The organism is Oleisolibacter albus (assembly GCF_003336875.1).
Classification (GTDB): Bacteria; Pseudomonadota; Alphaproteobacteria; order Azospirillales; family Azospirillaceae; genus Niveispirillum; species Niveispirillum album.
In genome coordinates, this window is the sequence record NZ_QGNJ01000010.1 from 18264 (window position 1) to 39201 (window position 20938).

The following is a 20938-nucleotide window of genomic DNA, read 5'->3' on the forward strand; positions in this document are numbered from 1 at the left end:
TCACTGGCCCGTCCCGCTCCGTTCGGTCTTCCCCTGCCCGCCAGATCCCTGGCTTCCCGTACCTTGGCGTCCGGTGCCCTGGGACCCCGTACCCTGTGTCGTGGCGTTGCGGTCGGTCTGGGTCACCGCCCCCCCGTCACCGGCCCCGCCGCTGATGGCGCCCTGCCGCTGCCCGGCCAGGGAGCGGTCGGGCAGGGTTCCCGTCGCCGTGCTGCCGGTGCCGCCGGTATCGGTGCTGCCGGTGGCCGCAGGTCCCGTGGCGGCGCGATCCTGCCCGCCGCTGCCCGTCCCGGCGCTGCCGGAACCCGGACTGCCGGTGCTCGAACTGCCGGACGTCGAACTGCCGGAGGTCGAACTGCCGGAGGCCTTGCCGCTGGACTGCCTGTCCCCCGCCGCCGGCATGTCGGAATCGGTATTGCCCGTGGCGGTGGCGTCCTGGCCCGGCGGGGTCTCGGTGCCCTGTGACGCGGTGCCGCCCGCCGCCGCCCCCTGACGCTTTTCAGCCAGGGACCCGTCGGGCAACGCGCCCGTGGTGCCGCCCTGATCCACCCGGTTGCGCTCCGCCCCGCTGCGGGCGTCCTGGCCCGGCCCGCTCTGGCCCGGCCCGGCCTGATCGGTCCCGGTCCGGTCGGCGGGCATGGCGGAGCTGCCGCCGGTGGACTGTCCGGCGGCCGGCAGGGCGGCGGCGAACAGCAGGGCGCAGGCGGCGGTCATCCCGCGGAATCCGCCGCGGCGGAACGGCATCAGGCGAAGCGTGGTCATCGGCATCTCCTCCCGGCCCGGTGGTCCCGGGCCCTTGGCTGCTTTGGTTGACCGGCCGGCTGGGTGTCAGCCGGTCTGCCGGGCCTCAACAGCCGATGCCGCGATTCATCCGGCCCGTTCTTCGTTCCCCCGCCTCACACCGCCAGCCGGTCCAGGGCGGCGAACTCGTCATCGCTGAGGCGGATGCCGGCGGCCGCCACATTCTCCTCCAGATGCCGGACCTTGGAGGTGCCGGGGATCGGCAGCATGACCGGGCTGCGCTGCAGCAGCCAGGCCAGGGCGATCTGGCTGGGGCCGGCGCCGTGGGCCTTGGCGATGCTGTCCAGGGTCGATCCCGCCTTGGCCAGATCGCCGGCGGCCAGCGGATACCAGGGGATGAAGCCGATGCCGGCCTGTTGGCAATGGGCCAGCACGGCCTCGGCCCGGCGGTTGCCGAGATTGTACAGGTTCTGCACCGTGGCCACGGGGAAGACGGCGCGCGCCGCCTCGATCTCCTCCACCGACACCTCCGACAGGCCGGCGCTGCCGATCACGCCCTCGTCCAGCAGGGTGCGGATGGCGCCGAACTGCTCGTCCCGCGGCACGGCCGGGTCGATGCGGTGCAGCTGCCACAGATCGATCTGCTCCACGCCCAGCTGCACGCAGCTCTTCTTGGCCTGCTGGATCAGATATTCCGGCCGCCCCACCGGCTTCCACACATCGGGGCCGGTGCGGGTCAGCCCGCCCTTGGTGGCGATCACCAGCCCGTCATAGGGGTGCAGCGCCTCGCGGATCAGCTTCTCCGACACGTCCGGCCCATAGGAATCCGCCGTGTCGATGAAGGTCACGCCCAGCTCGGGCAGGCGGCGCAGCGTGCGCAGGGCCTCGGCCCGGTCCGCCGGCTCGCCCCAGATGCCGGGGCCGGTGATGCGCATGGCGCCGAAGCCCAGCCGGTTGACGGTCTTGCCGGCGGGGCCAGTGCCGGTGGGCAGCGTGAACGTACCGGACAGACGGGCATCGGGCGTGCGGCTCATGATCGGTCCTTCTGGTTTCTGGGCCTGGTTTCTGGGCCTGGGTGCAGGGCTGGTTGCCGGGCCTGGCTGCTGGGCCTGGCTGCTGGGCAGGGGGGCACAACCGCGGTCGGTGCCGGGCACCCAGGCCAACAGGCGGCGGCCGGCCCCGTTGCCTGCCGATGCGCCAGCATCCGCCTGCCCGCCCCTTTATGCCACCGGAAATTGCCTGCGGCCGATCAGCGCCCGTCCCGGCCGCACCCGGGCCGCCAGCACCCGGGCCGGCCGCACGCCGGTGTCAGCAGCCCACCACATTGACAGCCAGCCCGCCCAGGCTGGTTTCCTTGTATTTGGTGCGCATATCCTCGCCGGTCTGGCGCATGGTCTCGATCACGGCGTCCAGCGAGACGATATGGGTGCCGTCGCCGCGCAGGGCCAGATAGGCGGCGTTGATGGCCTTGACCGCGCCCATGGCGTTGCGCTCGATGCAGGGGATCTGCACCAGACCGCCGATGGGATCGCAGGTCAGGCCCAGATTGTGTTCCATGCCGATCTCGGCGGCATTCTCGATCTGCTGGTTGTTGCCGCCCAGGGCGGCCACCAGCCCGGCCGCGGCCATGGAGCAGGCCACCCCGACCTCGCCCTGGCAGCCCATCTCGGCGGCGGAGATCGAGGCGCGCATCTTATAGAGGAAGCCGATGGCCGAGGCGGTCATCAGCAGCGTGCGCGTGCCGTCCGGCGTGGCGTTGGGGGTGAACACCTCGTAATATTTCACGATGGCCGGCAGGATGCCGGCGGCGCCGTTGGTGGGGGCCGTGACCACGCGGCCGCCGGCGGCGTTCTCCTCGTTGACCGCCAGGGCATAGAGGCTGACCCACTCGAACACCTGCGACGGGTCGGTGCGCGGCACCCGCTTCATCAGCGCCTCATGCAGGGCGCGGGCGCGGCGCCGCACCTTCAGCCCGCCGGGCAGGATGCCCTCCTGGCGGCAGCCGCGGTCGATGCAGTCCAGCATGGCCTGCCGCACCCGGTCGATGAAGGCGGTGGTCTCGGCGCGGGAGCGCCAGGCCTCCTCATTGGCCCAGACGATGTCGGGGATCGACAGGCCGTGCGCCGCACCGATCTCCAGCAGCTCGGCGGCCGAGCCGAACGGGTGGCGCAGGGCCACGTTGGGCCGGCTGGCGGGCTCGCCGCCCTCCACCGCCACGGCGCCGCCGCCGATGGAATAGCAGATGCGCTCGATCTGCCGCCCGTCGGCATAGTCGGCGGTGAAGCGCATGGCATTGGCGTGGCCGGGCAGGAACTCGCCCATGCGGAAGCACAGATGCTCGCCCTCGACGAAGCGCAGCGGCGCGCGCCCGGCCAGCGGCAGGCTCTGGCTGGCGCGGATCTCGGCGATCAGGCCCGGCACGGTGTCGGGGTCCACCGCCTCGGGCTGCCAGCCCGACAGGCCCAGCAGGATGGCGGTATCGGTGGCATGGCCGTGGCCGGTCAGCGCCAGCGAGCCGTAGAGGTCGCAGCGCACCGACAGCGGCGGCGCCGCCTCGCCCGCGGCCATCTCGGCAAAGGCCGCCGCCGCCCGCATCGGCCCCACCGTGTGCGAGCTGGACGGGCCGATGCCCACGGTGAACAGGTCGGTCACGGACAGCACGGGCGGGACAGGCGGCAGGGGCACGATGACTCGTCACGTCAGGGGGATCGGGGTGCGCCCGGCAGCCCCGGCGGCGGCCCGCCGCCCGGCCCCGGGCGGCCCGCACCCTAACACCGCCCTTCCCCCCCGGCAACCCGCGCCCGGGGCGGCGCCCCGCTGGCGCTCTGCACCGCAATGGGGATGCTCCACTTCGCCGGTCACCGGACCGTGCGCAGTGCAGATGATCAGCACGCGGAAGCGCCGTGCAGTGGACCGACAAAAAAGGCGGCGCCGGAGCGCCGCCCTTATCTGGTGCGTTTGACTGCTTGTTAACAGCCAGACCGCGATCTCTGATTTGCCATTCTTACCTTAGAATTGAAATAATGGTCAAGCGTCGGCACAGGACGAATTTGATGGGGATATGATCATGCCGTGGCGTTTGGGTCTGGATATGGGCGCCGGGTCACTCGGCTGGTGCGCGGTTCGCTTGGATGAGCAGGGACAGCCCATTGGCATTTTGGCAGCCGGGGCTCACATTTTCGGTGACGGGCGCACCCCTGCGCGGGGAGACCAACAGGGTACGCCCTTGGCGGTGGAACGTCGGGCGGCGCGCGCCATGCGTCGCCGGCGGGATCGGTTCAAGCGGCGGCAGGCAGCCTTGCTGACACAGTTGGCGGCCCACGGCCTGTTCCCGGCCGACCCGGTGCGCGCCAAAGCCCTGGAATTGCTGGACCCCTATGAACTGCGAACCAGGGCCTTGGACCAGCCGCTGCCGCTTGAGCATCTCGGCCGCGCCCTGTTCCATTTGAACCAGCGGCGGGGCTTCAAATCGAACCGCAAGACCGATCGCGGCGCCGAGGAGGAAGCGGGAAAGATCGCCGTCGGCGTGGATCGGCTGCGTGCCGCCATGCGCGATGCGGGCGCCCGGACCATGGGCGAATTCCTGCATCGGCGGCGCCTCTCCGCCCCCGATGCCAACGCCATCCCCAGCGTGCGCACCCGGCTTCGTCCCGAAACCGGCGAAGATGCCAAGGGCGACGGCTATGACTTCTATCCCGGCCGCGATCTGGTCGAGGAGGAGTTCAAGGCCATCTGGGCCGCCCAGGTCCCGCATCACCCGGCGGTGTTGACCCCCGCGGTGCATGATCTGCTGCACCGGACCATTTTCCACCAACGCCCGCTGCTCCGTCCCCGAATCGGAACCTGTACGCTGGTCGATGGCGAACAGCGTCTGCCCAAGGCGCACCCCCTGTTTCAGCGCCGGAGGCTGCTGGAAGAGGTCAATGCCCTGCGTATTGTGCGGCCGGGGACAGCGGCGGCCCCCCTCACCCGGATGCAGCGCGACCTGCTGCTGCTGAAGTTGAAGGACAAGGCCAAGGTCGGCTTCGAGAGTCTGCGCAAGCTGCTGAAACTTCAGCCCGAGGCCCGCTTCAACAAGGAAAGCGAGCATCGCAGGGATCTGGCGGGCGACGAGGTCTTTGCCCAGATGGCAGCCAGGACCCGGTTCGGCACGGCCTGGGCACATCTGCCCGTGGAGACCCAGTGGGCCGTCATCTCCCGCGTCCTGGAGGAGGAGGAAACCGAACCCCTGCTGGCCTGGCTGCAAGCCGAACATGGGCTGGATGCGGAGCGGGCAAAGGCCGTTGCCGGCGCCCGGCTGCCCCAGGGCTATGGCCGGTTCGGCGAGACGGCGACGCGCCGCCTGATCGAGGCTCTGACCGCCGACGTCATCACCTACGACAAGGCGGTGGTGGCCGCGGGGCTGGGGCATCACAGCGACCGGCGCACCGGCGAGGTCCTGGACGACCTGCCCTATTACGGCATCACACTCGAACGTCATCTTCTGCCGGGAACGGGGGACCGCTCCGATCCGGAGGAGATGCGCATCGGGCGCCTGACCAATCCGACGGTGCATATCGCCCTGAACCGCCTGCGCCGGGTGGTCAATCGCCTGATCCGCACCTATGGCCGGCCGGCGGAGATCGCCATCGAGCTTGCCCGTGAGCTGAAGCTGACCGCAGAGGAAAAACAGCGGCTATCGAAGGAAAATAATCGCAACCGCGCCGAGGCCGAGGTCCGATCCAGGAAACTGGCGGAGCTGGGCCAGCCCGATACCGGCGCCAACCGCGCCCGGTTGAAATTGTGGGAGGAACTGAACCCGGACAATGTGCTGGACCGTCGCTGCGTCTACAGTGGCGTCCAGATTTCACCGGCCATGCTCTTCACCGACGTGGTGGAGGTGGACCACATCCTGCCCTTCGATTCCACCTGGGATGACAGCCACGCCAACAAGATCCTGTGCCTGCGGGAATGGAACCGGCGCAAGCGCAAACAATCCCCCTTCCAGGCCTGGGGCCACACGCCGGATTGGCCCGACATCGCCGCCCGCGCCGCCCGCCTGCCACGGGAGAAACGCTGGCGCTTCGAGCCGGAGGCCATGCAGCGCTTCGATGAAAAGGGCGGCTTCATCGCCCGCCATCTGGTCGACACCCAGTACATGTCGCGGCTGGCGCGGGAATATCTGGAGGCCCTCTACCCCGAGCGCGGGGAGGGCAGCAGCCATGTCTGGGCCACACCCGGCCGCTTGACCGAGCTGATCCGGCGCAAGCTGGGGCTGAACGAACTGCTGCCTGACCATAATTACACCACCGGCAAGAACAGGTTGGACCATCGCCACCACGCCATCGACGCGGCGGTGGTCGCCATCACCGATCGCTCCTTGTTGCAGCGCATGGCCCGCGCCTCGGCGCTGGAAGGGGATGAAGGACGGGAACGCGTGGTGGTGATCCCGCCGTGGGAGAGCTTCCACGACGATCTGCGCGATGTTCTGACCGTCATGACGGTCAGCCACCGGTCCGACCATGGCACGGCGTCGAAGGCCGGCCTGCCGAAGGGGCGGGATCAGACGGCGGGCCGGCTGCACAACGATACCGCCTATGGCCTGACGGGGCTGAAGGACAGCCGCGGCAATGATCTGGTGGTCAGCCGCAAGCCCCTCACCGCCCTGAAACCCGCCGATCTGGAACCCGTGCCCGATGGCACCGCCATCACGACCGGCGTCCGCGACCCGGCGCTGCGCCGGGCTCTGCATCGCTTCACCTGCGGGCATGACGGCAAGGCCTTCCTCCAGGCCCTGGCAGCCTTCGCCAAGGACGGCCCCCTGCCCTTCCGCGGCATCCGCCGCGTCCGCCGCATCGAACCGTTGAAGGTCATTCCCATCCGGGGGGCGGACGGCCTGCCCTACAAGGGCTACAAGGGCGACAGCAACTACCGCTACGACGTCTGGGAACTCCCGGACGGCACCTGGAAAGCGGAGGTGCTGTCCATGTTCGATGCACACCAGCCCGGCTGGACCTCGGCCGTGCGGGCCGGCTGTCCCACCGCGCGCAAGGTCCTCAGCCTGCATCAGGACGACATCATCGCCATCGAGAGCGAGGGGGGAAGCCGCGAACTGAAGCGTGTCGTCAAGTTCGGCCAGAATGGTCAGATTACGCTGGCAGCCCCGAATGAGGCCGGCGACCTGAAACGGCGCAACGACCTGCCGCTGGATCAGGACCCGTTTGTCTACAGCTCCCCGACGGCCGGCGGTTTGAAGCGGCTGAAAGCCCGGCAGGTGCGGGTGGACGAGTTGGGCCGCGTCCAGGACCCCGGGTTCCCTGCCCGCAAGGTCCGCCGCCGCACCCGCGCCAAGGTCGGGACGTGACGGGGGTCGCCGTGGAGCGGATCGTGGACATTGCCACCGAGGGCCGGCATCTGTCGGCCTCGCGCGGGTTCCTGGTGGTCAGCGCCGACCGGCAGGAGGTGGGCCGCATCCCCCTGGACGATGTGGCGGCGGTCATCGTCCATGCCCATGGCGTCACCTGGACCACCAGCCTGCTGGTGGCCCTGGCCGAGCGGGGCGCTGTGATGGTGCTGTGCGGCAGCAATCACGCCCCCGTCGCCCTCTGCCTGCCGCTGGACGGGCATCACGCCCAGAACGCCCGCCTGCGCGCCCAGTGGCAGGCCGGACGCCCCCTGGTCAAGCAACTCTGGCGTCGGGTGGTGGTTGCCAAGATCCGCTGGCAGGCGGCGGTCCTGGCCGCCTTCGGCCGGCCGGCGGACGGATTCGACCTGCTGGCGCGGCAGGTGGCATCCGGCGATACCGGCAATGTGGAGGCCCAGGCGGCACGGCGCTACTGGCCCCTGCTGATGGGGCCGGACTTCCGCCGTGACCGGCAGGCCCCGGATGCCAACGCCCTGTTGAATTACGGCTACACCGTCATGCGCTCCCTCTGCGCGCGGGCGGTGGTCGCGGCGGGATTGCATCCCTCCATCGGCATCCACCATGCCAATCGTACCAATGCCTTCGCCCTTGCCGACGATCTGGTGGAACCGTTCCGGCCGCTGGTCGATGCGCTGACGCTCCGGCTTCTGGACCGGGGGGTGACAGAGGTGACGCCCGTGGCCAAACACGCCTATGCCGGCCTGATCGCGGTCGACCTTCCCGGCCCGGCCGGCACCACCACCGCCACGCTCGCGGCGATGCGGGCGGCGCAGTCGCTGGCCACGGCCTTCACCCTCGGCCAGGCCGATTCCCTGGAGCTTCCGCTTCCACCAACGGCCGCCGTTCTGGCCGATCTCGACGGGTTGCTCCCATGACGCGCCAGCCTCCACAGCTCAGCGGATATAGGCTCATGTGGATCTTCGTGATGTTCGATCTGCCCGTCACGTCCAAGGCCGAATCGCGGGCGGCCACGAAATTCCGGGAATTCCTGCTGGACGAGGGATTCGAGAAAAGCCAGTTTTCGGTCTATGCCCGCTTCTGCAGCGGGAAGGAGCAGTTCGATGCCTATATCCGCCGGATCGAGGCCAACCTGCCATCGCAAGGGGAGGTCCACATCCTCACCTTCACCGACCGGCAGTATGAGAATATCGTCCGCTTCTCCGGCCGACGTCGGCGCAAGCAGCAGAAAAATCCCGGCCAGCTCGCCCTGTTCTGAACGGGCCTTTCCGTTTCGTCGGCGGAAAAGGCGGTCATGTCCTTTATGGATCAAGGACATGACCGCCGATCCATGATAGCCGCTCAGAGATCGCGGTCCAGCGGCAACCGCAGGAGGTTCGCGAACGCAAACCCTTTCATGATAGCCGCTCAGAGATCGCGGTCCAGCGGCAACCAGGGAGGAGGCGCCCACGACTGCCCGCGATGATAGCCGCTCAGAGATCGCGGTCCAGCGGCAACGAACACATGGCGCCGGCGTGGATTGGCTGCATGATAGCCGCTCAGAGATCGCGGTCCAGCGGCAACCGCGCGGGGCGCCCAGGATCAGCCCCGGGCATGATAGCCGCTCAGAGATCGCGGTCCAGCGGCAACGCCTCCAGGCTCTCATACACCATGTCCGCGATGATAGCCGCTCAGAGATCGCGGTCCAGCGGCAACTGCGAGGACGGTGGCGACACCTGGAGCGACATGATAGCCGCTCAGAGATCGCGGTCCAGCGGCAACACTGGCGCTGCGTGCGCGGGCTGCGCACAGATGATAGCCGCTCAGAGATCGCGGTCCAGCGGCAACTAAATCGTTCCAGTCGCATTTCCCCCGCCGATGATAGCCGCTCAGAGATCGCGGTCCAGCGGCAACGGTGAGGGTTGCGGACGCAGTGGCGGCAGGATGATAGCCGCTCAGAGATCGCGGTCCAGCGGCAACGGACACAGCGACCGCGGCAGCGCCGCCCGCATGATAGCCGCTCAGAGATCGCGGTCCAGCGCCGCCCTTACAGCGCACTGACGGGCATCCGGCGGCCCGGGCGGCGAAACCATAAGTCTTTGAAAATATTGGTGGGCCCGGCAGGATTCGAACCTGCAACCAGACCGTTATGAGCGGCCGGCTCTAACCGTTGAGCTACAGGCCCCACGCGGCGCGCACTGTGCCCCAGGAGGGGCGGCGGATGCAACAGGCTTGGCGCCCGCCGCCGGTCCGCCCCTCTCCGGGCCGCCTCTCCGTGCGGCCCCCCCCTTGCGGCCCCCTTGCGGCCCGTCTCCGGGCCGCCGTCATCGCGGCCGCTCACCAGCTGCGCAGGGCGCGCAGTTTGGGGGTCTTCTTCACCTGGTTCTCGGCCAGGCGGGACAGCAGCCGGTCCAGCGCCTGCACGGCGTCCACCACGCGCGGCCCCTTGTTCAGCATGACACAGTCGGCGCGGCCGGCCATGAAGGCGTCGGTCATCTCGCCGCGGGTGGGCAGGCCCTTCTTCACCAGCGTCTCCAGCACCTGGGTGGCCCAGATCACCGGCACATGGGCGGCCTCGGCCAGCCACAGCATCTCCTCCTGCATCTCGGCGGTGCGTTCGAAGCCCAGCTCCACCGCCAGGTCGCCGCGGGCGATCATCAGGCCGAAGGGCTGGCGGCCGGCGGCGGCCACGATGATGCCGGGCAGGTTGCGCACGGCCTTGGGCGTCTCGATCTTGGCGATCAGGCCCAGCTGGCGCCAGTCCAGCGGCCGGCGCCGCTCCAGTTCGGCCTGAAGCTCGGCCACATCGGCGGGCGACTGCACGAAGCTGTAGCCGATGAGGTCGGCCTGGGCGGCCACGAAATCCAGGTCGCGCCGGTCCTCCTCGGTCAGCGCCGCCAGCCCCAGATCGGTCTCCGGGAAGTTCAGCCCCTTTTCCGGCTTCAGCTTCTCGCCCTCGGGGCCGGCGCGGGTCAGGCGCAGCCAGACGCCGGCGGCGTCCACCGTCTCCACCGTGCCGCCCAGCTTGCCATCGTCGATGAAGACGGGCTGCCCCACCCGCACCCGGTCCAGGATGGCGGGGATGGAGCATTGGGCCTGGAACGGCGCGTCGGCGCGTGCCTCCGGCGCGGCGCGGGTCAGCAGGATGCGCTCGCCCAGGCGCACGCGCTTGCGCGCGGCCAGCACGGCCCCGGTGCGCACCTTGGGGCCGGCCAGATCCATCAGCACGGCCACGCGGCGGCCGCACGCCGCCTCGGCGGCGCGCAGATTGGCGATCATGGCGGCCCAGGCCGCCTGCCCGTCATGGGCGCAGTTTATGCGCACGGCGTCGGTGCCGGCGGCCACCAGATCGTGCAGCAGGGCGGGGTCGGTGGCGGCCTCCGGCGGCAGCGTCACCAGGATGCGCACCTGCCGCCCCGCCGGCCCGGGATCATGGGCGGGATCGGGGCGCGGGCCGAACAGCCGGGCCGTATTGGCGCGCAGCCAGCGCTCGCCGCGGAAATAGCGCCGCGCCCCCGGCGCCCGCACGCCGGCCGGCGGCGCCGCCGGCCCGGCGCCCGCCGGCGCCATGCCCTGGCCGGCCAGCGCCGCCAGGGCCAGGATCACGGCCGACAGCGTCTCTTCCACCCGGCCCTCGCAGCGGCCCAGCGATGACAGGCCCAGCGGCATCAGCGCCGTCTGCAGCGGGCGCAGATCATGGTGGCGCAGAGCCAGATAGCGGGCGAAGTTCCCGGCCGACAGGCGGAAGCGCCGCCGTTCCAGCCGCGGCCCCCATCCCGCCAGCGTGGCGGCGCCGTCGCGGCGCACCTGCGCCAGAAGCTCGCCCATCTCCGCCAGCAGCGCCGCGGCGTGGCGCGCCTGTGCCGCCTCCGGCGTTTGCGCTCCGGCCCCGTCGGTTCCGGGCGCGCCCGCCATCATCCCGTCCATGGCCATTCCTCCCGGCTGTGTCGTTGCACACGCAACAGCATGGGTGCGTTCCCGGTGTGACAACCTTGACCGGGATCAAGGGGGAGGCCCGATCACAAAAGGTTCATGAATCCGGCAGCGGCCGGCACAGCTCCAGACCGGCCGGTGCCGGCGTCCAGGTCTGGCTCTTGCCGATCCAGGGGATGGCGATATAGCCGCGCACGGTCAGCCTGTCCGGCCCCTGCGCCGTCAGCCGGGCGCGGTAGACGCGGCCGGAATGGGGGTCATAGACGCGGCCGCCGCCCCATTCCCCGTCGCCCTCCGGCTCCAGGCCCCAGATGATGGGGGCGTGGCACAGGTCGCGGCCGCGCAGGGCCGGGTCCATGTTGTTGATGTCGCGGCGCTGGCCCTGCGGCCACTGGTCGGCGCGGCCCCAGACCAGCCGCCCGCACAGGCTGCGCCCGGCGCCGGCACAGGGCATCAGTTCGACCGCGGCCTTGCCGTTCTGCATGATCCAGATGCCGGAGGGCATGGTCGCGCCGGGGCTGGCGGCGATGGCCGTTGCGGGGCCGGCCGGCCCCGCCACCGACTCCGGCGCCAGCCCCAATCCGGCCAGCAGGGCAAGAACGCAGGGCAGCGCCCGGCGCCCCGGCCTGCGCGGACGTTGCGTCCGCACGGCGCAGCCCCTATCTTCCGGCAAACCTTTCTCTGGCCCGAGCTCCATGACCGACCTGTCCCACATCCGCAATTTCTCCATTATCGCCCATATCGACCATGGCAAGTCCACCCTGGCGGACCGGCTGATCGAATATTGCGGCGCGCTCGAGGCGCGCGAGATGAAGGCGCAGATCCTCGACAACATGGATATCGAGCGGGAGCGCGGCATCACCATCAAGGCGCAGACCGTGCGCCTGAACTACAAGGCCCAGAACGGCGGGACCTATCAGCTGAACCTGATGGACACGCCGGGCCATGTGGACTTCGCCTACGAGGTCAGCCGCTCGCTCGCCGCCTGCGAGGGCTCGCTGCTGGTGGTCGATGCCTCCCAGGGTGTGGAGGCGCAGACCCTGGCCAATGTCTATCAGGCCATCGACGCCAACCACGAGATCGTGCCGGTCCTCAACAAGGTGGACCTGCCGGCGGCCGACGTGCCGCGGGTCAAGCAGCAGATCGAGGATGTCATCGGCCTCGACGCCGCCGACGCGGTGGAGATCTCGGCCAAGACCGGCCAGAACATCGTCGGCGTGCTGGAGGCCATCGTCACCCGCCTGCCCCCGCCCAAGGGCGACGCCGCGGCGCCGCTGCAGGCGCTGATCGTGGACAGCTGGTACGATCCCTATCTCGGCGTGGTCATCCTGGTCCGCGTCGTCAATGGCGAGCTGCGGCTGGGCCAGAAGGTGCGCTTCATGGCCACCGGCGCCACGCGGGAGCTGGACCGCGTCGGCATCTTCACGCCGAAGAAGGTCGTCACCGACCGGCTCGGCCCCGGCGAGATGGGCTTCATCACCGCCGCCATCAAGGACATCCGCGACACCAAGGTCGGCGACACCATCACCGAGGAGCGGCGGCTGGCGCCCACGGCGCTGCCGGGCTTCAAGCCCTCGATCCCCGTGGTGTTCTGCGGCCTGTTCCCGGCTGATGCCGCCGATTTCGAGCATCTGCGCGAAAGCCTGGGCAAGCTCGCCCTCAACGACGCCAGCTTCCAGTTCGAGACGGAAAGCAGTGCGGCGCTGGGCTTCGGCTTCCGCTGCGGCTTCCTCGGCCTGCTGCATCTGGAGATCATCCAGGAGCGGCTGGAGCGCGAGTTCAACCTCGACCTGGTCACCACGGCCCCGTCGGTGGTGTACAAGCTCTACATGACCAACGGCGACGTCATCGACATGCACAACCCGGCCGACATGCCGGACGTGGTGAAGATCGACCATATCGAGGAGCCGTGGATCAAGGCCACCATCATGCTGCCGGACGAATATCTCGGCGGCGTGCTCCAGCTCTGCACCGAGCGCCGCGGCGTGCAGAAGGAGCTGACCTATGTCGGCGGCCGCGCCATGCTGGTCTATGAGCTGCCGCTGAACGAGGTGGTGTTCGACTTCTACGACCGGCTGAAGAGCATCAGCCGCGGCTATGCCAGCTTCGACTACCAGCTGGAGGAATACCGCGAGGGCGACCTGGTCAAGATGTCGATCCTGGTCAATGCCGAGCCGGTGGACGCCCTGTCCATGATCGTCCACCGCGGCCAGGCCGAATATCGCGGCCGCCAGCTCTGCGAGCGGCTGAAGGACCTGATCCCCCGCCACCTGTTCAAGATCCCCATCCAGGCCGCCATCGGCGGCAAGGTGGTGGCGCGCGAAACCATCGCCGCCCTGCGCAAGGACGTGCTGGCCAAGTGCTATGGCGGCGACATCAGCCGCAAGCGCAAGCTGCTGGACAAGCAGAAGGAAGGCAAGAAGCGCATGCGCCAGTTCGGCGAAGTGGAAATCCCCCAGAGCGCCTTCATCGCCGCCCTGAAGATGGGCCAGGAGTAACCCTGGCCCCCGCCGGCAAGCCGCGGCCGGGGTGACGGCCGGATGCGTGTAGCCGCATCGCGGCCGGGGGTGACGGCCAGGGCGCGGGCCGGGGTGCCGCCGGGCAAGGGTGGACCCGGCCGGATGCGAGAAGGTGGACCCGGCCGGATGCGCGAGGGGAAATCAGCGGATGCTCCCCTCTCCGGGCCGGGGCGCGGACCGGGGCGCGGATCGGGGCGAGCGCTGCCGGACGCGGCCCCGCGCAGGCAGGGACTCGTCCAGACCATGAAGGGCCTTCTTCGCCAGTCGGAAGGTGGCCCCGCGCAGGCAGGGACTCGTCTCGCCGACCATATGCTCGGGCTCGACGATGGGCGTCGTCCCCGCGCAGGCGGGGACCCAGGGGCCACAGCCCCCCCCACGCCGGTCAGGACCCGCCCAATCCCCTCCGAACACCCCGCCTTCCCCGGACAGCGTCGCCGATCTCCGGTCGTGCTGCTCGCCTGTGGCCCCGCCTGCGCAGGCACGACGCCGAAAGGGCCGTAAGCGTCCGCGCCCGTCCGTGCCCCGTGTCCTCCGTGACCCTCAACCCCGCCCGCCCAGGCATGACGCGGATGCGGGCAAGCCCCCCCTCGCGGAGATCCTCCGTCAGGGCGTCGGCTTCGGTGCAGTCGGCAACCTGCCCGGCGGTCAGGCGCAGATCGACGGGGTGGCCTTGTGCATCGACAAGCGCGTGGATTTTGCTGGTGCGCTCCCCACGGGAACGCCCTCCGCAGCTAGCTGGTTAGTCCCGTCATTTGCTCGCGACCGATCTCGCAAGAAACAACTCTGCCTCCTCTTTACGCCCCTTTACCGATAGCACGCGCTGACCGAGCCTCGCATGGCCGTTGATATCAGCGGAACACAGGGACGGTTACGGCCGAGACGGCCCCCTTCCCATCTCGCATCAGTGGTGAGGTCCGGCTTATAGTAGTGATGTTTGCAGCCGGCTGGTTGAGTCGGTGGCAGGTTGGATCCTACCATCGACATCCCTTCATTCGACGAACTGATTCTGATCAATCTGCCGGGACTGCCACCCTTGATACGTATCCGCACCAGCACAACCACATAATCGCCGAGAAGGGTCATATGGACGGTCAACGGCTTCAAGTTTTCTGGAATCAGGAGGTCAAAGCACTCCTAGCTGTCTACAAGCAGTTCGAAACCTTGCTGCCGAATCCTAAGACCGCGGGAGCAGAGCACCGCGGCGAAGACGGGCGGTATGTGGAAACGCTAGTGCGCTCGTACCTTCAAAAGTATTTACCAAGAGACCTGGAGGTACTGACAGGCTTTATCCTTCGCCCAGCAGTTAAGCTGGGAAACAACGATCGCTCAAGATCCAAGGAGAAAGATTTTCATACAACGCAGCTTGATATAATTGTCTATGACACCGGAAATTATCCCGTTTTCCAGAGAATGGTTGATACGGTTATTGTCCCGCCCGAGGGTGTGGTCGCAGTGTTGTCTATAAAAAAGACTCTTCGGGATACAGAGATCAGTGCAGAATGCAATGCGCTTCTGGAGGCTTCAAAGGCCTGCCGCTGTGACGAGAGAAAACCGGAAGCGCGCCGCCGCGGGCCTTTCCTAGCCTTAGTCGCAACCAACTCTGACCTTGCTGATAAGCAAAAGCCGAAAGAAAGAAAAATATTCGAAAAGCTTGAAGCCCTATATGGGAGCGACAGTGTTTTCGACGACATGATAGGGTTCGTGGGCGACATTTCCTCTTGGCATGTATTCAAAACGCGCCCACCACTTAAAATTTATGATAATAATAGATTTGCGAAATACATGTATGCCGAACTGGATGACAACGAACTGCATCAAGGATTTCAATTTATTCTTTCAGGAATATTGTCTGTATACTACGATAAAACAAGGGGAGGTTTGAAACGTCCTGGATACACAGCGTTTGCGTCGAAACGCGCCACCGAAATTGGAAAGATCGCCTTCAGTTCGCTGCGCTAATCCTTGGCAACTAAAGCGAAAGCCGCCCCGGTTACGGAGCGGCTTTCTAACCCGGTTTTTTCCATTATAAGCCGTCAGGAGTGACCGGAAACACGCTTTGGCTGTCTCGCTGGCAACCCAGAAGCCGCCACTTCGGGAAAAGTAAGTGGCGGCAGCGCGAATGTCAAGCTCCCACACACGGCGTGAAGATTTGACCAAGTAAGAGCGTCGAACAGAGCCATTTCTGGACGAAGCGCCAGCAGATAAGGCCGGCGGCGATGTGGTGGAGGGCGGTGAAGATGTCGGCGCGGCGCTCGTAGCGGACGGCGAGGCGGCGGAAGCGGGCAAACCAAGCCAAGGTGCGCTCGACGACCCACCGGTGTCGGCCCAAGCGCTCGCGGTTGTCGATGCCGCGGCGGGCGATGCGCGGAATGATGGCCCGGCGTCGCCGCGCTTGTCGGCAGAAGGCGAAATCATAATAGCCCTTGTCGGCGTGCAACTTGATTGGGCGTCGTCGTGGGCGGCCCGCGCATTGCCGGATCGCCGGCACGGCATCGACCACCTCCTCCAGCAACTTGCTGTCGTGCCGGTTGGCTGGAGACATCCTCAAAGCCAGGGGATGCCCCGTTGGCATCGACGGGGAGGTGGCGCTTGGACCCCGGGTTGCCGCGGTCCGTCGGGTTCGACCCGGTCTCCTCACCCCCCCTTTTTTGCCGGGACAGCGGCGCTGTCCACGGCGGCTCGCTTCCAGTTGATCACGTTGGCATAGCCCAGCCAGTCCAAGAGGACCCGGTGCAAACGCTCCCAGACACCGGCTTGGTGCCACGCGTGCAAGCGCCGCCAGCACGTCATGCCCCTCCCCGCGCAGCCACGGCGCGGAGAGGGCCGGGACCGTCCGTCCGCGCCTCCGCTCCGTGTCCTCCATGTCCCTCCCCCACCCCGCCCGTTGATTGCGTAAAGGCTTATTTTCCTATATCCTGCCCCTTCCCCCCTCCAGCGGAAGGAGTACCGCCCCATGTCGATGCCTGTGCGGATCATGCGGGAGCCGCCTGCCGGCTCGCCCATTGACAGCCCGATGCTGCCCTGGGGGGCGGAGGGGCCGCCGCCGGCGGACCGGCTGCCGGCCACGCGGCCGGAGGACTATCATCCTCTCGCCGCCTGGCCGCCCCGGCCCTATGGCGACTGGGAGCGGCGGCGGCATGCCGCCTGTTCCGCGGCGCCCAACGATGCGGCCAACCGGCTGTTCCTGCTGCTGCATCCCGAGGTGGCGCACGAGCTGCTGGTGCGGGCCTGCACCGGCCAGGGCGAGATGTCGGACATCCATGCCTTCCGGCGCGGCTGGGCCGTGCCGCTGGACGGCAGCTTCGACGATACGCTGCCGCCGGGCTTCGCCGGCTGCCGGCTGCGGGTGCGCGACGGGGTGGTGGTGTTCACGCCGGAGCCGACGCTGGGCCATGATTACACCGACCTGATCCCGCCCCCCGATGTGGACATGCCGGGGCTGGTCTGGGCCGGGCACGCGGCGTCCCGGCCCGCCCCGCACCAGCCTGACACGCCCCGGCCCGCCGTCCCCCCGCCTGCCGCCCGCCCGCCCGCCGGCCCCTGGTCCGGGGCCACGCCCGCCGCGCCGCCGCCCGTGTGCTCCGCCCGCCCGCGCCCGGGGCCGGAGCCGGACTGTCCCGCCGCCCCGCCTGCCCGCGGGCGGACCAAGCGCTTCGACTGGGCGCGGGGGGCCATGCTGCTGGGCCAGGGGCACAGCGTCACCGCCGTGGCGCTGGAGCTGGGCTGTTCGCGCCAGTCGCTGTGGCGGGCGCTGAAGATCGCGCCACAGCTGCGCGCCCTGGTGGAGGAGGAGCGGATGAAGCGGGCCGCCGACTTCGCCGCCCGCCTGGACGGGGCCCGCGGCGCCGTGCTGGAAAGCCTGATCCTGGCGGCCTGCCATGACCGCAACCCCACGGTGCTGGTGCATCTGTCGCGCATGATGCGGCTGGGCGAGGGCGCCGACTATACGCGGCTGGCCCGGGGTCTCGACGCCGTGCGCCGCCCGCACCGTCCGGGGACCGGCGCGGCGCCGCCTGATGCCCTGCGGCGGGACGCTGCCCGCCCTGCCGCGAATCCCCCAGGCGATCCTCCCGCCGATCCGCCTGTTGGCTGGCCGGCGGTTCCGCCCCTGGCGGCGGGCATGGCGCCCTGGGCTTCCCCCGGCGGCCGCCGCACCGGCCGGCCCCAGGCTGGCGGACCGCTCCCCCTGCGGGCACCGCTGCCGGTGACCCTCGGGCCGGCGCCGCAACGCCCGGCCCCACAGGCGCCCCGCATCGCCGCGGGCGTCCGGATGCCCGCGGCAAAGGCGACGGCGGGCACGCCGGCCGCGGCGGCGTCATCTTTGTCGCCTTAAGCGGATTTCGCCAGGAAAGCCGCGGGTGTGAATGGCGACGGGCCGGACGGGACATGTCGCGTTTGTCACCTTTGCGTCATGCCGGGGTCACCTTTGTCGCCCACACTGCACAGGTCCCGGCCCGGCCGGCAGCGGCCAGGACGGGACCGGCAGGCCGGAACAGGCGGCCAGAACAGGCGGCCAGAACAGGCAGGGGTCGTCATCGTTCCGTCACCAGTGCAGACGCCGCCCGGTTGTCACAGGACAGCGGGCTGTTCTCCGGTTTTACTTATGCCGCAGCGCAGCGGCACGCAGATCGACTGTGCGCGAAGGAGGTAGTTTCCCGCTCTGCTGTGGTTTTCCTGTCCGGACGCCGTGCCCTCTGCTGGTCACGGGGTAATCCGGGCGGGGATGGATAGGGTACCGGCGCCCCGGCGGACCGGTGCCGCACCGGGGCAGGCCCCCTGATCTGGAGGACCCGAACGATGCGCAGGATCCTGCTGCCTCTGCCCTTGGCGGCCCTGATGCTGGCCGCCGCCCTGGCCCTGCTGGCCGGGCCTGCCGCCGCCGGCTGGCCGGACCAGTACGGGGCCTGGGACGATCTGGCCCCGGCCCTGGGGCATGAGGATCTGCCGGCGCGGGATGAAGCGGCGGAGCAACAGGGCCGCAAGGCCAGTCTGGCCACGCTGACCGACTGGCTGGGCACGCTCTATGACGGGGCCATGGCCAAGCTGCGCGGCGATACCCCGGCGGTGGACGCGGCGCAGCGGCGGCTGGCGCTCAAGGCCGATCCGCGGGCCTATGCCGACCGGGGGGTGCAGGCCGCGGCGCATCTGGCGCCGCTGGGCCTGTCCAGCACGCTTCAAACCCAGCTGGGCACCCGGACCATGCGCCAGAGCATGGCCGTCTCCGCCGGCTGCGGCAGCCGCTGGCTGCCGCACCAGGTCAGCGGCAGCGTCTCCGGCATGCCGGGCCGCGACGACTGGAACGGGCAGGCCCGCGCCAGCTGGGGCAGCGCCTGCGCCGCCGGCCAGCCGGGCTGGCGCTTCACCGCCGCCATGCAGGATCTGGCCCATGACGCCGACGGCAGCCTGGGCCTGGAATACCGGCCGCGCCCGACCGGCAGCCTGGGCGGCCTCAGCGCCGTGCGCGCCACGGTGACGGAGACGGGGGGCAGCATCGGCCTTGACGGCCGGCTGGACCGGGGCCTGTTGCCGGCCAGCCTGCTGCCGGTGCGCTCGCTGCCGGTCAATGCCGATGTGGAATGGCAGCAGGACGGCTCGGCCCGGCTGCGCCTGGGCACCCGGCTCCGCTTCTGACCGCCCCCGCCCGCACCAGCCGTTGAGGGGAACCGCACCAGGCCGGCGACCGCCGGCCCGCGGGCTCGTGCCCGCGTAAGCCAAGGCGGCGGATGCCGCCGCCCGGCGCCTGAGGGACCGCTACAAACTCAATGCCGGAAATGGCGCATGCCGGTGAAGACCATGGCCAGACCGCGCTCGTCGGCGGCGGCGATGACCTCGGCGTCGCGCATGCTGCCGCCCGGCTGGATCACCGCCGTCACGCCGGCATCGGCCGCCGCCAGCAGCCCGTCGGCGAAGGGGAAGAAGGCGTCGGAGGCGACGACGCTGCCCCTGGTGCCCGGCTCGGCCAGCCCGGCCGCCTTGGCCGCGTCGGCCGACTTCCAGGCGGCGATGCGCGCGCTGTCCACCCGGCTCATCTGCCCGGCGCCGATGCCCACCGTGGCCCCGTCCTTGGCATAGACGATGGCGTTGGACTTCACATGCTTGGCCACGCGGAAGGCGAACAGCAGGTCGGCCAGCTCCTTGTCGGTCGGCGCCCGCTTGGTCACCACCTTCAGCCCGTCCAGGCTGACGCGGCCATTGTCGCGGGTCTGCACCAGATAGCCGCCGGACACCGACTTCACCGTCAGCCCCGGCGCCGCAGGATCGGCCATGGCGCCGGTCAGCAGCACGCGCAGATTCTTCTTCGACGCCAGCAGCCGGCGCGCGCCCTCATCGGCGTCGGGGGCGATGACCACCTCGGCGAACAGCTTCGCGATCTCCTCGGCCGTGGCCGCATCCAGCGTGCGGTTGCAGGCGATGATGCCGCCGAAGGCGCTGACCGGGTCGCAGGCCAGGGCGCGGGCATAGGCCGCGTGCAGGTCGGTCCCCTCGGCCACGCCGCAGGGGTTGGCGTGCTTGATGATGGCGATGGCGGGGGCCTCGAACTCCGACACCAGCTCGAAGGCGGCATCGGTGTCGTTGAGGTTGTTGTAGCTCAGCTCCTTGCCCTGCAGCTGGGTCGCCGTGGCGATGCCCGGCCGCGTCTCGCCGCTGGTGTAGAAGGCCGCACTCTGGTGCGGGTTCTCGCCATAGCGCAGGGTCTGCTTCAGCACGCCGCCGAAGCCCAGCCGCTCGGGATAGGCCTCGCCCAGCTGCCCGGCGAACCAGGCGGCGATGGCGGTGTCATAGGCGCCGGTGCGGGCATAGGCCTTGGCCGCCAGCGTGCGGCGGAAGGCCAGGGTGGTCTGCCCGTCATGCACGGTCATCTGCCCGACCAGCTCGGCATAATCGGCGGGATCGGTGACCACGGCCACGAAATCGTGGTTCTTGGCCGCCCCGCGGATCAGCGACGGGCCGCCGATGTCGATGTTCTCGATGCAGGTCTCGAAATCCGCGCCCTTGGCCACCGTGGCCTCGAACGGATAGAGGTTGACCACCACCAGATCGATGCCGGGAATGTCGTGGTCGGCCATGGCCTGGGTGTGGCCGGCCAGATCGCGGCGGGCCAGGATGCCGCCATGGATCTTCGGGTGCAGGGTCTTGACCCGCCCGTCCATCATCTCCGGGAAGCCGGTATGGTCGGAGACCTCGGTCACCGGCACCCCCGCATCGGCCAGCGCCTTGGCGCTGCCGCCGGTGGAGAGGATATGCACGCCGCGGGCGGCCAGGGCCTTGCCCAGATCGACCAGCCCCGTCTTGTCGGAGACGGAGATGATGGCGCGGCGGATGGGAACGAGATCAAGGGTCATGACAGGCGGTCCAGGTTGATGCCGCGACGGTCGGGGACGCCGTCGGCGGCAGGGGGAACGGG

Annotated in this window: 13 protein-coding genes, 1 tRNA gene, 2 pseudogenes and 1 CRISPR repeat array; of the genes and pseudogenes, 7 read left to right on the top strand and 9 right to left on the bottom strand. The window is 69.3% G+C overall.

The annotated features are described in order from the left end of the window. The 3 genes from DK368_RS14235 to DK368_RS14245 all read right to left on the bottom strand — a co-directional run bounded on the left by DK368_RS14235 (window position 1) and on the right by DK368_RS14245 (window position 3426). The gene (locus DK368_RS14235) at window positions 1-762 is read right to left on the bottom strand and encodes a hypothetical protein (protein WP_114394637.1); all 762 of its coding nucleotides are present in this window, start codon (window positions 760-762) and stop codon (window positions 1-3) included. Between the two features lie 134 nt (window positions 763-896). Further along, window positions 897-1775, bottom strand: a complete 879-nt coding sequence (locus tag DK368_RS14240) for an aldo/keto reductase (protein ID WP_114394638.1) — start codon at window positions 1773-1775, stop codon at window positions 897-899. Window positions 1776-2049: 274 nt separating this feature from the next. After that, window positions 2050-3426 carry an L-serine ammonia-lyase gene (locus tag DK368_RS14245; RefSeq protein WP_420818903.1) on the bottom strand — a complete coding sequence of 459 codons (1377 nt, stop codon included), beginning with the start codon at window positions 3424-3426 and terminating at the stop codon, window positions 2050-2052. A gap of 382 nt (window positions 3427-3808) precedes the next feature. Here DK368_RS14245 and cas9 point away from each other — a divergent pair, with 382 nt between their 5' ends. From cas9 to cas2, 3 genes are read left to right on the top strand one after another with little or no spacing between them, the layout of a single operon-like run. Then, the gene (gene cas9, locus DK368_RS14250; RefSeq protein ID WP_114394759.1) at window positions 3809-7084 is read left to right on the top strand and encodes a type II CRISPR RNA-guided endonuclease Cas9; all 3276 of its coding nucleotides are present in this window, start codon (window positions 3809-3811) and stop codon (window positions 7082-7084) included. Then, window positions 7081-8019 (top strand): type II CRISPR-associated endonuclease Cas1, encoded by a 939-nt coding sequence (gene cas1, locus DK368_RS14255; RefSeq protein ID WP_240002503.1) that lies wholly within the window; start codon window positions 7081-7083, stop codon window positions 8017-8019. The genes cas9 and cas1 overlap by 4 nt, the downstream gene beginning before the upstream one ends. A gap of 35 nt (window positions 8020-8054) precedes the next feature. Then, a complete protein-coding gene (gene cas2 / locus DK368_RS14260) occupies window positions 8055-8360 on the top strand; it encodes a CRISPR-associated endonuclease Cas2 (RefSeq protein WP_193552297.1) in 306 nt (101 codons plus the stop codon). Window positions 8361-8432: 72 nt separating this feature from the next. After that, a CRISPR array of direct repeats spans window positions 8433-9127; the repeat unit is 36 nt; unit sequence ATGATAGCCGCTCAGAGATCGCGGTCCAGCGGCAAC. 63 nt (window positions 9128-9190) lie between these two features. Here the strand turns inward: cas2 and DK368_RS14265 are convergent. The 3 genes from DK368_RS14265 to DK368_RS14275 form a co-directional block, all read right to left on the bottom strand. Continuing rightward, window positions 9191-9266: transfer RNA gene (locus tag DK368_RS14265), tRNA-Ile, on the bottom strand. Window positions 9267-9418: 152 nt separating this feature from the next. Continuing rightward, window positions 9419-11008: a pyruvate kinase gene (locus DK368_RS14270; protein ID WP_240002504.1), complete on the bottom strand. Its 1590-nt coding sequence runs from the start codon at window positions 11006-11008 to the stop codon at window positions 9419-9421. Between the two features lie 103 nt (window positions 11009-11111). Further along, window positions 11112-11663, bottom strand: coding sequence for a DUF2147 domain-containing protein (locus tag DK368_RS14275; RefSeq protein ID WP_114394640.1), 552 nt, complete (start codon window positions 11661-11663; stop codon window positions 11112-11114). A gap of 46 nt (window positions 11664-11709) precedes the next feature. Between DK368_RS14275 and lepA the strand changes: the two genes are divergently transcribed. Beyond that, the gene (gene lepA / locus DK368_RS14280; protein WP_114394641.1) at window positions 11710-13512 is read left to right on the top strand and encodes a translation elongation factor 4; all 1803 of its coding nucleotides are present in this window, start codon (window positions 11710-11712) and stop codon (window positions 13510-13512) included. 403 nt (window positions 13513-13915) lie between these two features. Here the strand turns inward: lepA and DK368_RS21855 are convergent. Next, window positions 13916-14257 (bottom strand): annotated as a pseudogene (locus tag DK368_RS21855) (transposase); the annotation flags it as partial. Window positions 14258-14616: 359 nt separating this feature from the next. On the opposite strand from DK368_RS21855, the gene DK368_RS14290 reads away from it, so the two are divergent. Further along, on the top strand, window positions 14617-15492 hold the full coding sequence (locus DK368_RS14290; RefSeq protein WP_114394642.1) for a DUF6602 domain-containing protein: 876 nt from the start codon (window positions 14617-14619) through the stop codon (window positions 15490-15492). Between the two features lie 163 nt (window positions 15493-15655). On the opposite strand, the pseudogene DK368_RS14295 reads toward DK368_RS14290, so the two are convergent. Next, window positions 15656-16332 (bottom strand): annotated as a pseudogene (locus DK368_RS14295) (IS5 family transposase); the annotation flags it as partial. A gap of 154 nt (window positions 16333-16486) precedes the next feature. Between DK368_RS14295 and DK368_RS21445 the strand changes: the two are divergent. Then, window positions 16487-17866, top strand: coding sequence for a helix-turn-helix domain-containing protein (locus DK368_RS21445; protein ID WP_155524584.1), 1380 nt, complete (start codon window positions 16487-16489; stop codon window positions 17864-17866). Window positions 17867-18330: 464 nt separating this feature from the next. Beyond that, complete coding sequence (locus DK368_RS14305) at window positions 18331-19164, top strand: hypothetical protein (protein WP_114394643.1); 834 nt, start codon at window positions 18331-18333, stop codon at window positions 19162-19164. A gap of 128 nt (window positions 19165-19292) precedes the next feature. Here the strand turns inward: DK368_RS14305 and purH are convergent, their stop codons facing one another. Continuing rightward, on the bottom strand, window positions 19293-20876 hold the full coding sequence (gene purH / locus DK368_RS14310; RefSeq protein ID WP_114394644.1) for a bifunctional phosphoribosylaminoimidazolecarboxamide formyltransferase/IMP cyclohydrolase: 1584 nt from the start codon (window positions 20874-20876) through the stop codon (window positions 19293-19295). Window positions 20877-20938: the final 62 nt, after the last annotated feature.

What these genes read in the sequence shown, in the direction of transcription:
- DK368_RS14270 (WP_240002504.1), bottom strand. Translation starts at nt 11,008, where the DNA reads ATGGACGGGATGATGGCGGGCGCGCCCGGAACCGACGGGGCCGGAGCG.
- lepA (WP_114394641.1), top strand. Translation starts at nt 11,710, where the DNA reads ATGACCGACCTGTCCCACATCCGCAATTTCTCCATTATCGCCCATATC.
- DK368_RS14305 (WP_114394643.1), top strand. Translation starts at nt 18,331, where the DNA reads ATGCGCAGGATCCTGCTGCCTCTGCCCTTGGCGGCCCTGATGCTGGCC.
- cas2 (WP_193552297.1), top strand. Translation starts at nt 8,055, where the DNA reads ATGTGGATCTTCGTGATGTTCGATCTGCCCGTCACGTCCAAGGCCGAA.
- DK368_RS14240 (WP_114394638.1), bottom strand. Translation starts at nt 1,775, where the DNA reads ATGAGCCGCACGCCCGATGCCCGTCTGTCCGGTACGTTCACGCTGCCC.
- cas9 (WP_114394759.1), top strand. Translation starts at nt 3,809, where the DNA reads ATGCCGTGGCGTTTGGGTCTGGATATGGGCGCCGGGTCACTCGGCTGG.
- DK368_RS14290 (WP_114394642.1), top strand. Translation starts at nt 14,617, where the DNA reads ATGGACGGTCAACGGCTTCAAGTTTTCTGGAATCAGGAGGTCAAAGCA.
- DK368_RS21445 (WP_155524584.1), top strand. Translation starts at nt 16,487, where the DNA reads ATGTCGATGCCTGTGCGGATCATGCGGGAGCCGCCTGCCGGCTCGCCC.
- purH (WP_114394644.1), bottom strand. Translation starts at nt 20,876, where the DNA reads ATGACCCTTGATCTCGTTCCCATCCGCCGCGCCATCATCTCCGTCTCC.
- DK368_RS14235 (WP_114394637.1), bottom strand. Translation starts at nt 762, where the DNA reads ATGACCACGCTTCGCCTGATGCCGTTCCGCCGCGGCGGATTCCGCGGG.